Origin of the sequence: Pigmentiphaga humi (assembly GCF_900606115.1) — a bacterium.
In the GTDB taxonomy this organism is placed as follows: domain Bacteria; phylum Pseudomonadota; class Gammaproteobacteria; order Burkholderiales; family Burkholderiaceae_B; genus Pigmentiphaga; species Pigmentiphaga humi.
In genome coordinates this window covers 86,491-105,864 of record NZ_UWPJ01000018.1, presented here as the reverse complement: position 1 = coordinate 105,864, position 19,374 = coordinate 86,491, and the positions used below count along the sequence as shown (strand labels likewise).

Sequence of the window (19,374 nt, the reverse complement as noted above, 5' to 3'; positions counted from 1 at the left end):
GGAGCCGGATCCGCGGTTTCCTGGGTCGGAGACGGGCGTTTTTGGTGGTGGAGGAAGTGTTCTTCCGCGGTGGGAACTTCTCTTTGAGAGGGGTCTCGAAGCGGTACGAATGGCCGGCATGGCGAGGGTTGGAAGCTAGGATGTCCGTGTGCCGGTCTGGGTTCGGTGCGGTTGTGATACGGATGGATAAGGGTTGAGGTTGTTGCGACATCGGCTGCGGATGCGGGGTGTGGCGCTGGCGGTTGTGCCGCTGGCGCTGGCCGCTTGCGCGCCTGCGGTGTCGCTGCATGAGCCTGCGTCCGCGTCGGCGGTTCCGGCGGGGCCGCCGGCCAGGCAGGAGCCGGCGCCGCCGGAACCGGAGTTGCCGTATACCTCCGTGGCCCTGGTTTATCCGGTGGCCGATGCTACCGGCGCGCCGGCATCGCCGCGGGCGCCGGCCGTGCCGGGCTGGATTCCCGATGCCGATGGCGGCATCGACGGCCGTACCGGGCTGCAGGCTTACAACCAGGCCACGCCGGGCACGAAATCCAATTACGAGTTCGAGCAGAAGCTGGACGACACTTGGATGGTCAAGCAGAGCCTGCGCTACGACGGTCCACAGAACCAGCCCGGCGCGGCCGGCCGCCCGGATGGCGCGTCGGTCGAGTCGGACGGGCTGGGCAGCGGGCTCGGGACCTTCAACGTCGGCACGTATGCGCAGGCCAGGTTCACGACTGCGGGCCTGCAGCACAGTTTCAAGTTCGGCTTCGACTACCTCAAGTCGCGCGACATCTACGAGAGCAGGATCGCGCCCGCGCCGTCGCTGGATATTTTCGACGCCGGGTACGGCACGCACATCGGCCAGCCGCGCATCATGGCGCGTTCGTACGCCGAAGAGAGCAAGCTGGGCTTCTTCGTGCAGGACGAGGTGCAGTACCAGCGCTGGGTGCTGTCCATGGTCGGCCGGCGCGACCAGGGCATGCGCCGCACGGTGGACCTGAACACGGCAGGCGACGAGGCCGATGCCGCGCAGGACGACGTCTACAGCGGCCGGCTGGGCCTGCGCTACCAGTTTCCGATCGGGCTGTCGCCCTATGTCAATTATTCGCAAAGCTACGCGCCGCGCGCGGGCGATGCGGCCTGGGCCACCAGCCAGCAGTACGAAACGGGCGTGCGCTACCAGCCGCCGCTGCTGGGCCAGTTGATGACCGTGACGGCCTTCAACCAGATCCAGAACAATGCCCAGGCGAGCAATGCCCAGGAGGGCTGCGCGGCCGCCGGGTGCAGCGCCTGGGCGGAAATGCGGATACGCGGAACGACGGTCGAGAGCAAGCTGCAGCCGCTGCAGAACATGAATCTGGTCGCCACCTACGCGCTGACCCGCTCGACCGTCCTGCACGCCAGCGACGACGCCTATGCGGCCATGCTGGCCAACCGCTATCCGGACGTGTCGGAACAGCGCCTGTCGCTGGGGGCCAACTATGCCGTCACGCGCGGCTGGTTCGCGGGCCTGAGCCTGGACGGCAGGGTGGGGCGCGCCGGCGCCTATTACGGCGGCGCCGCCTCGGGAATGGCGGTTTCGTATACCTTGCTCGACGCCGGCGTCAATTACGACTTCGCCCGTCTCGACTCCAGTCTCAAGGGACTGAAGCTGCGAGCCAGCGCGAACAACATGCTCGACCAGGAATACGCATCGTATTGCTATACGGATGCCTGCACCGCGGGCGCGCGGCGCTCGGTCTCGGCCATCCTGAACTATCAGGTCGCGTGGCCCTGACGCGCGTTCTGCGCGGCGGAAAGCATTTTGCCGGGACTAGTGCCATGCCGCGCGAGCACGTATGCTGCACGGCATCGCATGCCATAGACCGAGGAAACGCGGCGGCCCCAGCGGCGCGCCGGCTTTGCCCATGACCCAATCGACGCAATCGAATACTCCCGACCCCAGCCAGGCCGCGCTCGCCGGCGTCCGCGTGCTGGATTTCACCTCCGCCGTCGTCGGACCCTATGCAGCCAAGATCATGGCCGACCATGGCGCGGACGTGATCAAGATCGAAGCGGGCGATGGCGACGTCATCCGCTGGATAGCCGGGCCGTCGCCCACCCCGGGCATGTCCGGCAAGTTCCTGCACCTGAACCGCGGCAAGCGCAGCATCGCGCTGGACCTCAAGAGCGAGGCGGGACGCGAAGTGGCGATGGCGCTGGTCGAGCGGGCCGACGTCATGCTGATCAACATGCGTCCGCGCGCGATCGAGCGGCTGGGGCTGGACTACGCCGCGCTCGCCGCGCGCAATCCGCGCCTGGTCTATTGCAGCATGGTCGGCTTCGGCCCCGGGCCGTACCGCGACACGCCGGCCTACGATTCCATCATCCAGGGCGGCTCCGGGGTCGCGGCGCTGGCCGAGATGGCGACCGGCGTGCCGCGCTACGTGCCCTACGTCGTGGCGGACCGCACCGTCGGCCTGATGGCCCTCAATGCGGTGCTGATGGCCCTGTTCCAGCGCGAGCGCACCGGGCGCGGACAGCGGCTGGAGGTGCCCATGTTCGAGAACATGGCCGCGCTGGTCATGAGTGAACACCTGTACGGCGCCACCTTCGATCCGCCTTTGTCCGAACCGGGCGACCTGCGCCTGATCGACCCGCAGGCGAGCCCGGTGAAAACGCTGGACGGCTACGTCTGCCTGACCACGAATACCGATGCGCAGGCCCACGCTTTGATGGACGTGATGGGCCGCCCCGAGATGAAAGAGGATCCGCGCTTTCGCACCAAGCAGGCGCGCGCCGCGCACAGCAGCGAATACTTCGCCATCCGGGCCCAGGCCATGGCGGAGCGCACCACCCGAGAATGGCTGGAAGCCCTCGCCGCGGCGGACATCCCCGCCATGCCCTACAACACGCTGGACAGCCTGCGCAGCGATCCGCATATCGTCGGCGCCGGGCTGCTGCGCCGGGTCGAGCATCCCAGCGAAGGGGCGATGTGGGACATCGCCGACCCGACCAGCATGAGCGGCAGCGTGGCGTGCGAGATGCGTCCGGCGCCGCTGCTCGGCGAGCACGGGCTGGAGATCCTGCGCGAGCTGGGCTATTCGGACGAGGCGGCAAGACGCATGATGGAGCAGGGCGCGGTAGGGGGCCGGTAGCCCAGGCGTACGGCGATCCACAGACATAGAACATGCTGAATCTCTTGTGCTCCGAGCGTGGCCGTGCCGAATTGCGGCAAGCGGGCGTGCCGCGGCGCTGGCCCGGGCGCGTGGCGCTGCTCGGCCTGCCGGAGGCGGGCAGGGCCGATGCGGCGCTCATCACCCGCGATGTGGTGGGCGCCTCTACCGACGATGTGCTCACGCCCGAGACCGCGGCATTCTATGAGGCGCTGCTTGCCGCCCCGGGCCTGCGCTGGGTGCATACCTATGCCTCGGGCACGGACCGCCGCATTTATGCGGCTTTGCGCGCGCGCGGCGTGCGCGTCACGAATTCGCCCGGTGCGAATGCCGAGGCGGTGGCACAGACGGCGCTGGCGGGGTTCCTGTACTTCAGCCGGCAACTGCACCGGGCGCGCGAGCAGCAATTGCAGCAGCGCTGGGAGCCCCTGCGGCACGACGAGGTGAGGGCGCTGCGCCACCTGGAAGCCGTGATCGTGGGGTGGGGCGCGGTAGGGCGGCGGCTGGGCGCCTGCCTGTCCATGCTCGGCGTACGCTGCCGGGTGCTGCGCCACAGCGGGGAACCGATCGAAGAGGGCTGGCCGACGGACACCTATGCGCGGTTCCGGCAGTGGGTGGGGGAGGTGGATTGGGTGTTTTTCGTTTGCCCGCTGTCGCCGGCCACCGAGTCGCTTTTCAATATCGATACGCTATCGGCCCTCGACGCCGGGCGGCCCCTGGGCGTGGTCAACGTCGCGCGCGGCCGGGTGGTCGATGCCGAGGCGTTGTTGGCTGCGCATGCGCGCGGGCTGGTGCGCCATGCCTACCTGGATACCTTTCGTGCCGAGCCGCTGCCGGCCGACGATCCGCTCTGGCGATGCCGGGATTTTCTGCTGAGCCCGCACATGGCGGGCACCTCGGACGGCAACCGCGCGGAGGTGATCGACCGGTTCATCGGCCTGCTGGTCCGCGAGCTGGACGGCGAGGCCTAGCCGGGCCGGCCGGCAATTGGAGTATGCTCGGCGGCATGCCGCGTTGCGTTGGCGAATAGCGTGGCGTGCAGGCTTCTTTTTTTCAATGGAAATACGCCGATGGCGAACGACAAAGACCTCGACCCCGATCTCCAGGCACTGCTCGCGTGGTGCGGCGAGGTCGAAAAATTGCTGGTGCAGGCCGGCGCGAGCCTCGAGGAGGCGCGCGAGTACATCGAGGAAGAGGCCGAGTGGTTCACCGACCAGTTCTACGAGGGCATGACGCCTGAAGAGGCCGCCAGGCAGAGCCTGAACGACCAGTGAGTCCCGGGCCGCGCCGTGTCCGGCGCGGCCTTGCCTGTTCAAGCGAAAAACTGCTGTCTGGCTTCGGCCGACACGTCCATGCCGGCGGCATGGGCGCGCCGCAGTACGTCCCAATAGTAGCGATAGCTGGCGCGGTCGTGCAGCCGGCCGGCCTGTGCGTCGCCGTCGCGGATGGGGCCCCAGTCGGCACGCGCGGCCGCCAGCAGGATGCGTTCGGCATCTTCGATGTCGGCGGCACTGGGCGAGAGGGCTTCGACGATGGGGTCGATCTGCGAGGGATGGATGCTCCACATGCGGGTGTAGCCGCATTCCTGCCCGGCGCGGCGGGCGGCCTGGGCGATGACGCCGGGCGCGTTCAGTTCGGTGACGACGTTGTGCGAGGGCACTTTGCCGTAGGCGTGGCAGGCTGCGGAGATTTCCAGCTTGGCGCGCGCGATCAGGGGATGGTCGAACTGGCCCTGGGCGGTGAGCGCATGGGCGGGGATGGCGCCGCGATGCGAGGAGACGAAGTCCATCAGGCCGAATGACAGGCATTCGATGGCGGGATGGGCGGCGATGCGGAACGCTTCGCGCAGCGCGCCGTGGGTCTCGATGAGCACGTGTACCGGGATTTTGCGGGCCAGGCCCAGTTCCATGCCTATGCGTTCGATGGATTCGGCGGCGTTGAGGGCGTCGTTGGCGGAGTTGAGCTTGGGGACGGTGATATAGGCCAGTTTGTGGCCGGCGATGCCGATGAGGATTTCGAGGTCGGCAATGAAGCTGGGGTGGTTGACGTCGTGGACGCGCACGCCGACGCGGCCGTGGCGGTTGGCGTCGCTGGCGGCGAGGCGCGCGGCCATTTCCGCATGTTCGGCTTCGCGGCCCACGGCCGCGCCGTCTTCGCAGTCGAGGGTGACGTCGAAGACGGGGCCGGCCTGGGCCTGGCGTTCCAGGCTCTTCTGCATGAGCTTTTCGGAGCCGGCGTAGTGGTCGCAGACGGGAAGCACGACGGGGGGCTTGCCGGATTCGTGCAGGACTTGGGATGGGTGGTTCATGGGCGCTGTATGAGTCTGAGTTCTTGAGACGGCTGTGTCCGGGGCAGCCGGCTGGCGGGGCGCAGCGACGCCGGTCCCGCTGCGCGGGACTTCCCGGTTTCGGCCGACTGCCCCGGACACAGCCTGCGGCATCGGTCGTTGCTGCGCCGCAGCTTGGGAGCGAAAAAAAAGCACACGAGGACGCTATCGTACTCGTGTGCCTCTTGGGCCGGAAAGAACACCGCTCTTCACCCGTCCGCTTTTACCCAGGATGCGGTGGATCCGGCTTTGCCGGTCCGCCCGCATCGCCCCCTTGAGGGGGCGCGCGAAGCGCGTAGGGGGTGGGCTTCCCTACAGCAGGTGCTTCACGCCGTCGCGCTCTTCCAGGAGCTCGTTCAGCGTCGCGTCCATGCGCTCGCGCGAGAAGGCGTCGATGTCGAGATCCTTGACGATGGCGTACTCGCCGTTCTTGGTGATCACGGGCATGCCGTAGATGATGCCTTCGGGGATGCCGTAGGAGCCGTCCGACGGAACGCCCATGGTGACCCACTTGCCGTTGCTGCCCAGGACCCAGTCGTGGACGTGGTCGATGGCGGCGTTGGCGGCCGAGGCGGCGGAGGAGAGGCCGCGGGCGTCGATGATGGCGGCGCCGCGCTTGCCGACGGTCGGAATGAAGGTGTTGCGGTTCCAATCGTCGTCGCTCAGCACCGAGGTGGCGGGCTTGCCGGCGATGGAGGCGTAGCGGTAGTCGGGGTACATCGTGGGCGAGTGGTTGCCCCAGACGATGAGCTTCTCGATGTCGCCGACGGCGCTGCCGGCCTTGGCGGCCATCTGCGACAGGGCGCGGTTGTGGTCCAGGCGCAGCATGGCGGTGAAGTTGCGGGCGGGCAGGTCCGGGGCCGACTTCATGGCGATGTAGGCGTTGGTGTTGGCGGGGTTGCCGACCACCAGGACCTTGACGTTGCGGCTGGCGACGGCGTTCAGGGCCTTGCCCTGCGCGGTGAAGATCTGGGCGTTGACGGCCAGCAGATCCTTGCGCTCCATGCCGGGGCCGCGCGGGCGGGCGCCGACCAGCAGGGCCACGTCGGCGTCCTTGAACGCGGTCATGGGGTCGCTGTGGGCGGTGACTTCCTGCAGCAGCGGGAAGGCGCAGTCTTCCAGCTCCATGATCACGCCCTTGAGCGCTTTCTGCGCTTTTTCGTCGGGGATCTCCAGCAGTTGCAGGATGACGGGCTGGTCCTTGCCCAGCATTTCGCCGGAGGCGATGCGGAACAGCAGGGCGTAACCGATCTGGCCAGCGGCGCCGGTGACGGCGACGCGCATTGCGGGCTTGCTCATGTAAGTCTCCGAAGAGGGAAGTGAGTTGGAATGACGCGACGCGCAGTGTAACTCCGCCAGGGGAGTGCACGGCGCAAGGGATGGAAAGCGGGAGGAGGCGGGGCGCCCACGGCGAGCGGCAGACAGCGATGCGCCTGGAGGGAACGGGCGGCGCGGCAGGCGTGGGTAGGCATGATCGGGAAAGTGTAGAAAAATCGCGGACGAGCGTCAATTAACCTATCTTATGTTTTATATAAGACATAAGATTTTTTTGGCGCTTCGGTTGGACATCGCAGGTTACGCTGTGACACAATCCGGGCCATGCCGATCAAGCCCCGTTCGCCCTGCCTGTCTGCCTCGCCCGATGCCGCCGCGGCGGCAGGCGCCGCTGCGGCCGGTGATCCGGGCGCTCCCGGCGGCCCGGGGGCGGCGTTCAGCCCGCTGTACCGGCAGATCAAGGGCCTGATCCTGCAGAGCCTGGACCGCGGCGAATGGAAACCGGGGGAGGCCATCCCCAGCGAACTGGACCTGGCCGCGCGTTTCAAGGTCAGCCAGGGCACGGTGCGCAAGGCCATCGACGAACTGGCGGCCGACAATATCCTGCTGCGCCGCCAGGGCAAGGGCACTTTCGTCGCCACCCACCACGAGGACCGGGTCCGTTTCCGTTTTCTGCGCCTGGCGCCGGACAATGGGAAGCAGGCGCGTTCGCGCAGCCGCTTCCTGGAATGCCGCCGCCTGCGCGCGCCAGCCGAAGTCGCCAAGGTGCTCGAGCTGCGCGCAGGCGACGCGGTGGTGCTGGTGCGCCGCGTGCTGTCCTTCGGCGACATTCCCACGGTCATCGATGAAATCTGGCTGCCCGGCGCCCTGTTCAAGGGACTCACGGCCGAGCGGCTGGCCGAGTACAAGGGGCCGATGTACGGCTTGTTCGAAAGCGAGTTCGGGGTGCGGATGATACGCGCCGACGAGAAAATACGGGCGGTCCCGGCCGGCGAGCCGGAGGCCGCCTTGCTGGATGTCGCGCCGGGAACCCCGTTGCTGCAGGTCGAGCGCATTTCTTTCACCTATGGCGACCGCCCGGTGGAAATGCGCCGCGGCTTGTACCTGACCTCGCATTACCACTACCGGAATAGCCTCAATTGACGCGGGTTCCGGGAACGATTTGATACAGCGGCGCTGAATGGGCGAAAATAGCACGTTTGCCTTAATCGGCGGTTTTCGGGCGGCGCATGTGCGCCGGGCTCCGAAACCCCGGTGGAAACCTCAGGCTCGCGGGAATATTTCCCGGCTTGCGCGACACGTCTCCCAGGACGCGTCCACCTGAGGCGCAGCCACGCTGCAATGGTTCTTTTCATGGTTTGCTTACTTTACCCGAGGTCGTGATGTCCGACTCTGCCGCAAAACCCCGCCCACAGTACAGAAATATCAACATCTCGCAGATCGCGCGATACCGGCTGCCCTGGGCCGGCAAGGTGTCCATCCTGCACCGCGTGTCCGGCTTCGCGCTGTTCCTGGCGCTGCCGCTGATCCTGCTGCCGCTGTTCGAGCGCAGCCTGATTTCCGAGATCGGCTTCGCGCAATTCCACGATTTCGTCACCCATCCTTTGGTCAAGATCGTCCTGCTGGGCCTGATCTGGGCATACCTGCACCACTTCTGTGCGGGCATCCGGTTCCTGGCGCTGGATCTGCACAAGGGACTGGATAAGCAAACGGCGCAGCGCACCGCTGGCACCGTGATGGTCGTCAGCCTGGCGCTGACCGTCGTCTTTGGTTTGAAACTGTTCGGAGTGTTCTGATGTCCGCCCCGCAAAATATCGGCCGCAAGCGCCTGGTCGTCGGCGCCCACTACGGCGTCAAGGACTGGGTCATCCAGCGCATCACCGCCGTCATCATGGTCATCTACACGGTGATCCTGGCCATCGGCGCCCTGATCACTCCGGAATTCACCTACGAAAACTGGGTGCACCTGTTCAATTTCGAAGTGCTCGGCTTCCCCCTGGGCAAGCTGCTGGCCTTCCTGGCCATCATTTCGCTCGCCTACCACGCCTGGATCGGCGTGCGTGACATCTGGATGGACTACGTCAAGCCGGCCGGCATCCGCCTGGCCCTGCAAGTCCTGACCGTTCTGTGGCTGGTGGGTTCGATCGCCTATGCCGCTCAAATCCTGTGGAGAATCTAAGTCGTGGCCGCCGTTAACTCTACTCTTCCGCGCCGCCAGTTCGATGTGGTGGTCGTCGGCGCCGGCGGGTCCGGCATGCGTTGCTCGCTGCAGCTGGCCCAGGCCGGCCTGAGCGTCGCCGTCTTCTCCAAGGTTTTCCCGACCCGCTCGCACACCGTGGCGGCGCAGGGCGGCATCGGCGCCTCGCTGGGCAACATGAGCGAGGACAACTGGTTCTGGCACATGTACGACACCGTCAAGGGTTCGGACTGGCTGGGCGACCAGGACGCCATCGAGTTCATGTGCCGCGAAGCTCCCAACGCGGTCTACGAGCTCGAGCATTTCGGCATGCCGTTCGACCGCAACCCCAACGGCACCATCTACCAGCGCCCGTTCGGCGGCCATACCGCCAACTTCGGCGAGAAGCCCGTGCAGCGCGCCTGTGCGGCTGCCGACCGCACCGGCCACGCGCTGCTGCACACGCTCTACCAGCGCAACGTCGCGGCCCGCACCCAGTTCTTCGTCGAGTGGATGACGCTCGACCTGATCCGCGATTCCGAAGGCGACGTGGTGGGCGTGACCGCGCTGGAAATGGAAACCGGCGAGATCTACATCTTCGAAGCCAAGACCACGGTGCTGGCCACCGGCGGCGCGGGCCGCATCTGGGCCGCCTCCACCAATGCCTTCATCAACACCGGCGACGGCCTGGGCATGGCCGCCCGCGCCGGCCTGCCGCTGGAAGACATGGAGTTCTGGCAGTTCCACCCGACCGGCGTGGCCGGCGCCGGCGTGCTGATTACCGAAGGCGTGCGCGGCGAGGGCGGCATCCTGCTGAACAAGGACGGCGAGCGCTTCATGGAGCGCTACGCGCCCACCTTGAAGGACCTGGCGCCGCGCGATTTCGTGTCGCGCTCGATGGACCAGGAAATCAAGGAAGGCCGCGGCGCCGGCCCCCACGGCGACTACGTGCTGCTCAAGCTGGACCACCTGGGCGCCGATACCATCAACAAGCGCCTGCCGTCGATCCGCGAAATCGCGCTCAAGTTCGCCAACGTCGACCCGATCAAGGAACCGATCCCGGTCGTTCCGACCATCCACTACCAGATGGGCGGCATCCCGACCAACTACTACGGCCAGGTGGTCGTGCCCAAGGACGGCAACCCCAACTCCGTGGTCAACGGCCTGTACGCCATCGGCGAATGCTCGTGCGTGTCGGTGCACGGCGCCAACCGCCTGGGCACGAACTCGCTGCTCGACCTGGTGGTGTTCGGCCGCGCCGCCGGCAACCACATCGTCGCCTCCAGCCTGAAGCAGCGTTCGCACAAGGACCTGCCGGCCGACGCCGCCGACTTCACGCTGGGCCGTGTCGACGCGATGGAAAGCCGCAAGCAGGGCGAGCGCGTGCAGCACGTGGCCAACGACATCCGCAATTCCATGCAGCGCCACTGCGGCGTGTTCCGCACCCAGGTCCTGCTGGACGAGGGCGTGCAGCAGATCAACGAGCTGGCCGAACGGGCCAAGAGCGCGGCGATCCAGGACCATTCCAAGGTCTTCAACATGGCCCGCGTCGAGGCGCTGGAACTGGACAACCTGGTCGAAGTGGCCAAGGCGACCATCGTGTCGGCCGCCGCCCGCAACGAAAGCCGCGGCGCCCATGCGCACAGCGACTTCCCCGAGCGCGACGACCAGAACTGGCTGCGCCACTCGCTGTGGTATTCCGAAGGCAGCCGCCTCGAGTACAAGCCCGTGACGCTGAAGCCCCTGACCGTCGACAGCTTCCCGCCCAAAGCGAGAACCTTCTAAACCGCTATTACATCCCCTTCCCAGGGGGCAGCGGATCCGGCTCCGCCGGTCCGCCAGCACCGCCCCCTGGGGGACGCGCGCAGCGCGTAGGGGGAACAAATTTTGGAGTGTCTTTCATGAGTGCCAAGCGCATTGTGAAGTTCGAGATCTACCGCTACGACCCGGACAAGGACGAGCGTCCCTACATGCAGAAGCTCGAGGTCGAGCTCGGCCCGAACGACAAAATGCTTCTTGACGCGCTGGTGCGCATCAAGAACGACGTCGACGACAGCCTGTCGTTCCGCCGCTCGTGCCGCGAGGGCGTGTGCGGTTCCGACGCGATGAACATCAACGGCAAGAACGGCCTGTCGTGCACGACCAACCTGCTCGACCTGAAGCAGCCCATCGTGCTGCGCCCGCTGCCCGGCCTGCCCGTGATCCGCGACCTGATCGTGGACATGACGCACTTCTTCAATCAGTACCACTCGATCAAGCCCTTCCTGATCAACGACGCGCCCCCTCCCGAGAAGGAGCGCCTGCAGTCGCCCGAGGCGCGCGAAGAGCTGGACGGCCTGTACGAGTGCATCCTGTGCGCCTGCTGCTCGACCTCGTGCCCGTCGTTCTGGTGGAACCCGGACAAGTTCGTCGGTCCGGCCGGCCTGCTGCAGGCCTACCGCTTCCTGGCCGACAGCCGCGATGAAGCGACCGGGGAACGTTTGGATAATCTCGAGGATCCATATCGTCTGTTCCGTTGTCACACCATCATGAACTGCGTCGACGTCTGTCCCAAGGGGCTCAACCCCACCCGGGCGATAGGCAAGATCAAGGAAATGATGGCCCGGCGCGCGGTCTGAGGCCGTGGTGCCGGAGTTTTCCCTGCATGACCGGACACGCCTGCGCTGGCGCGCCCGGCGGGGCCTGCTCGAGAACGACCTGATTCTGACGCGTTTCCTGGACGCCTGCGAATCCCAGCTCACGGACACCGACGTGGCAGAGCTGACACGGTTGCTCGAGCTGACCGATAACGAGTTGCTGGACTATCTGCTGGCCCGCAAGGAGCCGGAAGGTGAGCTGGCGACGCCTGCCATGCAGGACTTGCTGACGCGGCTGCGTTCGGTGTGAGCCAGCCTAAGTCCCGTATGTAATAGTTTTGATGGAAGAGGAATCCCGATGAAACTGTCCGACAAGAAAGCGACCCTGACCTTCTCCGATGGGAGCCCGGGCGCCGAGTTTCCGGTTTATGAAGGCACGATCGGCCCGTCGGTCGTCGATATCCGCAAGCTGTACGCGCAAACCGGGATGTTCACGCTGGACCCTGGTTTCATGTCGACCGCCGCTTGCTCGTCGAGCATCACCTACATCGACGGCGACAAGGGCGAACTGCTCTACCGCGGCTACCCGATCGACCAACTGGCGGTCAAGTGCGACTTCCTGGAAACCTCGTACCTGATCCTGAACGGCGAGTTGCCCAACGCCAAGCAGAAGGCCGAGTTCAATGACCTGGTGACTCGTCACACCATGGTCAACGAGCAGCTGCAATTCTTCCTGCGCGGTTTCCGCCGCGACGCCCACCCGATGGCCGTGCTGACCGGCCTGGTTGGCGCGCTGTCCGCCTTCTACCACGACTCGCTCGACATCACCCAGCCCAAGCACCGCGAAATCTCGGCCATCCGCCTGGTCGCGAAGATGCCCACGCTGGTGGCGATGGCCTACAAGTACTCGATCGGCCAGCCCTACGTCTATCCGAAGAACGACCTGTCCTACACGGGCAACTTCCTGCGCATGATGTTCGCCACGCCGTGCGAAGAGTACGTGGTCAACCCCGTCATCGAGCGCGCGCTGGACCGCATTTTCATCCTGCACGCCGATCACGAGCAGAACGCCTCGACCTCGACCGTGCGCCTGTGCGGCTCGTCGGGCACCAACCCGTTCGCGGCCATCGCCGCGGGCGTGGCTTGCCTGTGGGGCCCGGCCCACGGCGGCGCGAACGAAGCCGCGCTGCAGATGCTGGAAGACCTGCTGGCTGCCGGCGGCGTCGACAAGCTGGGCGAGTTCGTCGCCAAGGTCAAGGACAAGAACTCGGGCGTACGCCTGATGGGCTTCGGCCACCGCGTCTACAAGAACTACGATCCGCGCGCCAAGCTGATGCAGGAAACCTGCCGCGAAGTGCTGGAAGCGCTCGGCCTGCAGGACGATCCGCTGTTCAAGCTGGCCATGGCCCTGGAAAAGATCGCCCTGGAAGACGATTACTTCGTCCAGCGCAAGCTCTACCCGAACGTGGACTTCTACTCGGGTATCGTCCAGCGCGCCATCGGCATCCCGACCCAGCTGTTCACGGCCATTTTCGCGCTGGCCCGCACGGTTGGCTGGATCGCCCAGTGGGACGAAATGATCTCCGATCCGGACTACAAGATCGGCCGTCCGCGCCAGTTGTTCACCGGCTCGCCCTCGCGCGACGTGCCGGATCTGGACAAGCGTTGATCCTGTGCCGGCGGCTTGCCGCCGGCGCCGCCCCAGCCGTTCAGAGAAAACCGCCTGTTGCGAGACAGGCGGTTTTTTTTCAGCCGGAAGAAGCGTCGCGGAAGAGCTTTGGGGGCATTTCCCGTTTTTGCTGGAGAGGAGGAACCAATCCGGCGCGGGGCGGGTCTGTGGAAGCAGCAGGATCGGCCCTTCCGGCAGTAGGGGAAACCGCCACAGTCGAATGGGTTTTCCGAGCGGTGCCGGATCCTAAATGCTATGCTTTACAAGTTTATTGGTTTGTTGTCCTGTCCTGTAATTTTTCTGTCAACCGCCTTCTGCACTAGCTATCCGCTAATCGGCCGAGCCGTGTCGCGGAAGGTCCGTCCTGCATCGAACGGGTGAAACACCCGGCAAGGTGAAGCGCAAATCATGTCCAGCATCCAAGAATCCAGCACCTCCTATTTGTTCGGGGGCAATGCGCCGTACGTAGAAGAGCTCTACGAGGCCTACCTCGACAACCCGGGTTCCGTTCCCGACAACTGGCGCAACTATTTCGACCAGTTGCAGCACACACCGGCGGTCGACGGCCAGGAATCGACCCGCGACCAGGCCCATGCCCCGGTTATCGAATCCTTCGCGCAGCGCGCCCGCGCCAACGCCTTCCTGCCCCGCGCCGCCGAAAGCGACCTCTCGGTAGCCGGCAAGCAAGTCCACGTCCAGTCCATCATTGCCGCGTACCGCTACCTGGGCGCGCGCTGGGCCGACCTCGATCCGCTGCAGCGCCAGGAGCGCCCCGCGATCCCCGAGCTGGAGCCCAGCTTCTACGGCCTGACCGAGGCCGACATGGACAAGGTCTACTCCGCCACCAACACCTACTTCACGACCGCCGAGCACATGACGCTGCGCGAGATCGTGAAGGCGCTGCGCGACACGTATTGCCGCAGCATCGGCGTCGAGTTCATGCACGTGTCCGACCCGGTCATCAAGCGCTGGATCCAGCAGCGCCTGGAAAGCACGCAAGCCACCCCCAGCCTGTCGGCCGACCAGAAGAAGCACGTGCTGGACCGCCTGACCGCCGCCGAAGGCCTGGAGCGCTACCTGCACACCAAGTACGTCGGCCAGAAGCGTTTCTCGCTGGAAGGCGGGGAGAGCTTCATCCCCTCCATCGACGAACTGATCCAGCATGCCGGCGAATGCGGCATCCAGGAAGTCGTCCTGGGCATGGCCCACCGCGGTCGCCTGAACGTGCTGGTCAACACCCTGGGCAAAATGCCCAAGGACCTGTTCGCCGAATTCGAGGGCAAGTACAACGACGGCGGCCTGGCTGCCGGCGACGTGAAGTACCACAAGGGTTTCTCGAGCGACATCTCGACCCGCGGCGGCCCCGTCCACGTGTCGCTGGCCTTCAATCCCTCGCACCTGGAAATCGTCAACCCGGTGGTCGAGGGCAGCGCGCGCGCCCGCCAGGAGCGCCGCGGCATGGAGGGCGGCAAGCAGGTGCTGCCGGTGCTGGTGCACGGCGACGCGGCCTTCATCGGCCAGGGCGTCGTGATGGAAACCCTGAACCTGGCCCAGACCCGCGGCTACGGCACGGGCGGCACGGTCCACTTGGTGATCAACAACCAGATCGGCTTCACCACCTCCGATCCCCGCGATACGCGCTCGACGCTGTATTGCACGGACGTGGTCAAGATGATCGAAGCCCCGGTGCTGCACGTGAACGGCGACGACCCCGAAGCCGTCGTGTTCGCCACGCGCCTGGCGCTGGACTTCCGCGTCGAGTTCCAGAAAGATATCGTCGTGGACATCGTCTGCTTCCGCAAGCTGGGCCACAACGAGCAGGACACCCCGGCGCTGACCCAGCCGCTGATGTACAAGCGCATCGGCCAGCACCCCGGCACGCGCAAGCTGTATGCCGACAAGCTGGCGGTGCAGGGCGTGATCGGCGCCGACGAGGGCGACGAATACGTCAAGCGCTTCCGCGCCGCGATGGACGAAGGCCGCCACACGGTCGACCCGGTCCTGACCGACTACAAGAACAAATACGCCGTCGACTGGTCGCCCTTCCTGGGCCGCAAGTGGACCGACGCCGGCGACACCGCCATGCCGCAGGCCGAGCTCAAGCGCCTGGGCGAGCGCATCACCACGGTGCCGGAAGGCTTCAAGGTCCACCCGATCGTCGAGAAGGTGCTGGCCGACCGCCGCGCCATGGCGCGCGGCGAGATGAACCTCGACTGGGGCATGGGCGAGCACCTGGCCTTCGCCAGCCTGGTGGCTTCGGGCTACCCGGTGCGCCTGACCGGCCAGGATTCGGGCCGCGGCACGTTCACGCACCGCCACGCCGTCCTGCACGACCAGAAGCGCGAGCGCTGGGATTCGGGCGTGTACGTGCCGCTGCAGAACGTGTCCGACGCGCAGGCGCCGTTCCGCGTCATCGACTCGCTGCTGTCCGAAGAAGCCGTGATGGGCTTCGAATACGGCTACTCGACCGCCGAGCCCAACTCGCTGGTCATCTGGGAGGGCCAGTTCGGCGACTTCGCCAACGGCGCCCAGGTCGTGATCGACCAGTTCATCAGCTCGGGCGAAGCCAAGTGGGGCCGCCAGTCGGGCCTGGTGCTGATGCTGCCGCACGGCTACGAAGGGCAGGGCCCCGAGCACTCGTCGGGCCGCGTCGAGCGCTTCCTGCAACTGTGTGCCGACACCAACATGCAAGTAGTGCAGCCGACCACCGCCGCGCAGATCTTCCATCTGCTGCGCCGCCAGATGATCCGCCAGTTCCGCAAGCCGCTGGTCATCTTCACGCCCAAGTCGCTGCTGCGCAACAAGGACGCCGGTTCGCCGCTGTCCGACCTGAGCAAGGGCTCGTTCCAGACGCTGATCCCCGAAGTCGAAGAGGGCATCGATCCGGCCAAGGTCAAGCGCGTGCTGCTGTGCTCGGGCAAGGTCTACTACGACGTGGTCGCCTCGCGCAAGGATCGCGGCGCCAACGACGTGGCCGTGCTGCGGGTGGAACAGCTCTATCCGTTCCCGCACAAGGTCCTGACGGCCGAGTTCAAGAAGTACCCGAACGCCACCGAGGTGGTCTGGGTGCAGGACGAGCCGCAGAACCAGGGCTCGTGGTTCTACGTGCAGCACCATCTGTACGAGAACATGTCCGCCGGCCAGAAGCTCGCCTACGCAGGCCGTCCCGCCTCGGCATCGCCGGCGGTCGGCTACTACTCCAAGCACATGGAGCAGCTCAAGGCCCTGCTGGACCAGGCCTTCGGCCGCCTCAAAGGCGTCGTGCTGACGAAGTAATCCTCCCGGCCGGGGCCGCGCGAACGCGGCTCCGGCCGTCCGGCCTTTGCGCGCCGGATGACGAAAGAACTCCCAAACTTGCGGAAACACTGACATGGCAATAGTCGACGTAAAAGTCCCCCAATTTTCTGAATCGGTTTCGGAAGGCACGCTGCTGACCTGGAAGAAGAAGCCGGGCGAAGCCATCTCGCGCGACGAGATCGTGATTGAAATCGAAACCGACAAGGTCGTGCTGGAAGTGCCGGCGCCGGCCGACGGCGTGCTGGCCGAGATCGTCAAGAGCGACGGCAGCACCGTGGCCTCGGAAGAAGTCATCGCCAAGATCGACACCGAAGGCAAGGCCGCTGCCGCTCCCGCTGCCGCTCCCGCTGCCGCTCCCGCCCCGGCGGCTGCTCCGGCCGCCGCCGCGCCTGCCGCTGCCCCCGCTTCCTCGATCCCGTCGCCCGCCGCCGCCAAGCTGCTGGCCGAGCAGGGCATCGCGCCCGAATCCGTCGCAGGCACCGGCCGCGGCGGCCGCATCACCAAGGGCGACGCCCTGGGCGCCGCCGCTGCCCCGGCTTCCGCCGCCAAGCCCGCGCCCGTCGTCAACGAGGCCGCCACGCTGGTCAACGGCCGTCCGGAACAGCGCGTGCCGATGAGCCGCCTGCGCGCCCGCGTCGCCGAGCGCCTGCTGCAGTCGCAAGCCGAGAACGCCATCCTGACCACGTTCAACGAGGTCAACATGCAGGCCGTGATCGACCTGCGCGCGAAGTACAAAGACAAGTTCGAGAAGGAGCACGGCGTCAAGCTGGGCTTCATGTCCTTCTTCGTGAAGGCCGCCGTGGCGGCCCTGAAGCGCTACCCGGTCATCAACGCCTCGGTCGACGGCAAGGACGTGGTCTACCACGGCTACTTCGACATCGGCATCGCCGTGGGCAGCCCGCGCGGTCTGGTCGTGCCCATCCTGCGCAACGCCGACCAGCTGAGCCTGGCCGACATCGAGAAGAAGATCGCCGAATTCGGCCAGAAGGCCAAGGAAGGCAAGCTGAGCCTGGACGATCTGACCGGCGGCACGTTCTCGATCTCCAACGGCGGCACCTTCGGCTCGATGCTGTCCACCCCCATCATCAACCCGCCGCAATCGGCCATCCTCGGCGTGCACGCCACCAAGGACCGCGCCGTGGTGGAAAACGGCCAGATCGTCATCCGCCCGATGAACTACCTGGCGATGTCGTACGACCACCGCATCATCGACGGCCGCGAAGCCGTGCTGGGCCTGGTCGCCATGAAGGAAGCCCTGGAAGACCCGCAGCGCCTGCTGCTGGATATCTGACCCCCCTACGCGCTTACGCGCGCCCCCCAGGGGGCGATGCGGGTGGACCGGCGGAGCCGGATCCACCGCATCCTGGGTTACCACCACGCTAGTGGGGGACGGCCCGGCGCCCTGGGTTAAGCGGGTCCTTCTAACTGGAAAAATGAAATGAGTAAGCAATTCGACGTCGTCGTCATCGGTGCCGGTCCCGGCGGGTACATCGCCGCGATCCGCGCCGCCCAGCTGGGCATGTCGGTCGCCTGCATCGACGCCTGGAGCAACGCCAAGGGCGCCCCGGCGCCTGGCGGTACGTGCACCAACGTGGGCTGCATCCCTTCGAAGGCACTGCTGCAATCGTCCGAGTATTACGAGCATGCCGGCCACCACTTCGCCGACCATGGCATCGAGGTCAAGGGCCTGGGCCTGGACCTGGCCAAGCTGATCGCGCGCAAGGACACGGTCGTCAAGCAGAACAACGACGGCATCCTGTTCCTGTTCAAGAAGAACAAGGTCACCTTCTTCCACGGCACGGGCGCGTTCTCGGGCCAGGTCGACGGCGGCTGGTCGATCAAGGTGACGGGCAAGGCCGAGGAAGAGCTCGTGGCCAAGCACGTCATCGTCGCCACCGGTTCCAGCCCGCGCGCGCTGCCGGGCCTGCCGTTCGATGAAAAACAGGTGCTGTCCAACGACGGCGCGCTGGCCATCGGCAGCGTGCCCAAGCGCCTGGGCGTGATCGGCGCCGGCGTGATCGGCCTGGAACTGGGCAGCGTGTGGCGCCGCCTGGGCGCCGAGGTCACCGTGCTCGAAGCCATGCCGGCTTTCCTGCCGGCCGCCGACGAGCAGATCGCCAAGGAAGCGCTGAAGGTCCTGACCAAGCAGGGCCTGAAAATCAACCTGGGCGTCAAGATCGGCGACGTCAAGGCCGCGTCCAAGAACGTCACGGTCAAGTACACCGACGCCGCGGGCGCCGAGCAGTCGCTGGCCGTGGACAAGCTGATCGTCTCGATCGGCCGCGTACCCAACACCCAGGGCCTGAACGCCGAAGGCGTGGGCCTGAAGCTGGACGAGCGCGGCTTCATCGCCGTGGACGACGACTGCCGCACCGGCCTGCCCAACGTCTGGGCCGTCGGCGACGTCGTGCGCGGCCCGATGCTGGCGCACAAGGCGGAAGAAGAGGGCGTTGCCGTGGCCGAGCGCATCGCCGGCCAGCATGGCCACGTCAACTTCAACACCATCCCGTCGGTCATCTACACCTCGCCCGAGATCTCGTGGGTGGGCAAGACCGAGCAGGCGCTCAAGACCGAAGGCCGCGAGTACAAGGTCGGCACCTTCCCGTTCCTGGCGAACGGCCGCGCCCGCGCGCTGGGCGACACCACCGGCCTGGTCAAGGTCATCGCCGACGCCAAGACGGACGAGATCCTGGGCGTGCACATCGTCGGCCCGCAAGCCTCCGAACTGATTTCGGAATGCGTGGTGGCCATGGAGTTCCGCGCGGCGTCGGAAGACATCGCCCGCATCTGCCATGCGCACCCCTCGCTGTCCGAGGCCGTCAAGGAAGCCGCGCTGGCGGTGGACAAGCGTGCGCTGAATTTCTGAGCGATACGGGCTAGTCGGAGAAAACCGCCGCGCGCAAGCCGGCGGTTTTTTCTTT

Annotated in this window: 16 protein-coding genes; 14 read left to right on the top strand and 2 right to left on the bottom strand. The window is 66.2% G+C overall.

Annotated features, from left to right (window positions below; translation table 11 throughout):
* Positions 1–229: 229 nt before the first annotated feature.
* The 4 genes from PIGHUM_RS12045 to PIGHUM_RS12030 all read left to right on the top strand — a co-directional run bounded on the left by PIGHUM_RS12045 (position 230) and on the right by PIGHUM_RS12030 (position 4,408).
* Positions 230–1,756 (top strand): TonB-dependent siderophore receptor, encoded by a 1,527-nt coding sequence (locus tag PIGHUM_RS12045; protein WP_124079841.1) that lies wholly within the window; start codon positions 230–232, stop codon positions 1,754–1,756.
* 130 nt (positions 1,757–1,886) lie between these two features.
* On the top strand, positions 1,887–3,116 hold the full coding sequence (locus tag PIGHUM_RS12040) for a CaiB/BaiF CoA transferase family protein (RefSeq protein ID WP_124079840.1): 1,230 nt from the start codon (positions 1,887–1,889) through the stop codon (positions 3,114–3,116).
* Positions 3,117–3,148: 32 nt separating this feature from the next.
* Entirely contained in the window at positions 3,149–4,105 is a 957-nt protein-coding gene (locus PIGHUM_RS12035) for an NAD(P)-dependent oxidoreductase (protein WP_124079839.1), read from the top strand.
* Positions 4,106–4,204: 99 nt separating this feature from the next.
* Positions 4,205–4,408: a hypothetical protein gene (locus PIGHUM_RS12030; protein WP_124079838.1), complete on the top strand. Its 204-nt coding sequence runs from the start codon at positions 4,205–4,207 to the stop codon at positions 4,406–4,408.
* Positions 4,409–4,446: 38 nt separating this feature from the next.
* Here PIGHUM_RS12030 and PIGHUM_RS12025 read toward each other — a convergent pair whose 3' ends face one another.
* Together PIGHUM_RS12025 and PIGHUM_RS12020 are read right to left on the bottom strand one after the other, a co-directional pair.
* Positions 4,447–5,442 (bottom strand): HpcH/HpaI aldolase/citrate lyase family protein, encoded by a 996-nt coding sequence (locus PIGHUM_RS12025; protein ID WP_124079837.1) that lies wholly within the window; start codon positions 5,440–5,442, stop codon positions 4,447–4,449.
* Between the two features lie 330 nt (positions 5,443–5,772).
* A complete protein-coding gene (locus PIGHUM_RS12020; RefSeq protein WP_124079836.1) occupies positions 5,773–6,759 on the bottom strand; it encodes a malate dehydrogenase in 987 nt (328 codons plus the stop codon).
* 300 nt (positions 6,760–7,059) lie between these two features.
* Here PIGHUM_RS12020 and PIGHUM_RS12015 point away from each other — a divergent pair, with 300 nt between their 5' ends.
* From PIGHUM_RS12015 to lpdA, 10 genes are all read left to right on the top strand, one after another.
* Positions 7,060–7,878: a GntR family transcriptional regulator gene (locus PIGHUM_RS12015; protein WP_124079835.1), complete on the top strand. Its 819-nt coding sequence runs from the start codon at positions 7,060–7,062 to the stop codon at positions 7,876–7,878.
* A gap of 239 nt (positions 7,879–8,117) precedes the next feature.
* Positions 8,118–8,531, top strand: a complete 414-nt coding sequence (gene sdhC, locus PIGHUM_RS12010) for a succinate dehydrogenase, cytochrome b556 subunit (protein ID WP_124079834.1) — start codon at positions 8,118–8,120, stop codon at positions 8,529–8,531.
* Entirely contained in the window at positions 8,531–8,914 is a 384-nt protein-coding gene (sdhD, locus tag PIGHUM_RS12005; RefSeq protein WP_124079833.1) for a succinate dehydrogenase, hydrophobic membrane anchor protein, read from the top strand. The genes sdhC and sdhD overlap by 1 nt, the downstream gene beginning before the upstream one ends.
* 75 nt (positions 8,915–8,989) lie before the next feature.
* Complete coding sequence (gene sdhA / locus PIGHUM_RS12000) at positions 8,990–10,696, top strand: succinate dehydrogenase flavoprotein subunit (RefSeq protein WP_425466723.1); 1,707 nt, start codon at positions 8,990–8,992, stop codon at positions 10,694–10,696.
* A 116-nt stretch (positions 10,697–10,812) separates the two neighbouring features.
* Positions 10,813–11,529: a succinate dehydrogenase iron-sulfur subunit gene (locus tag PIGHUM_RS11995; protein WP_124079831.1), complete on the top strand. Its 717-nt coding sequence runs from the start codon at positions 10,813–10,815 to the stop codon at positions 11,527–11,529.
* A gap of 7 nt (positions 11,530–11,536) precedes the next feature.
* On the top strand, positions 11,537–11,797 hold the full coding sequence (locus PIGHUM_RS11990; RefSeq protein WP_187697782.1) for an FAD assembly factor SdhE: 261 nt from the start codon (positions 11,537–11,539) through the stop codon (positions 11,795–11,797).
* A 48-nt stretch (positions 11,798–11,845) separates the two neighbouring features.
* Entirely contained in the window at positions 11,846–13,156 is a 1,311-nt protein-coding gene (gene gltA, locus PIGHUM_RS11985) for a citrate synthase (protein ID WP_124079829.1), read from the top strand.
* 408 nt (positions 13,157–13,564) lie between these two features.
* Positions 13,565–16,432, top strand: coding sequence for a 2-oxoglutarate dehydrogenase E1 component (locus tag PIGHUM_RS11980; RefSeq protein ID WP_124079828.1), 2,868 nt, complete (start codon positions 13,565–13,567; stop codon positions 16,430–16,432).
* A 94-nt stretch (positions 16,433–16,526) separates the two neighbouring features.
* Entirely contained in the window at positions 16,527–17,744 is a 1,218-nt protein-coding gene (odhB, locus tag PIGHUM_RS11975; protein WP_124079827.1) for a 2-oxoglutarate dehydrogenase complex dihydrolipoyllysine-residue succinyltransferase, read from the top strand.
* A gap of 147 nt (positions 17,745–17,891) precedes the next feature.
* Positions 17,892–19,319 (top strand): dihydrolipoyl dehydrogenase, encoded by a 1,428-nt coding sequence (lpdA, locus tag PIGHUM_RS11970; protein ID WP_124079826.1) that lies wholly within the window; start codon positions 17,892–17,894, stop codon positions 19,317–19,319.
* Positions 19,320–19,374 lie beyond the last annotated feature (55 nt).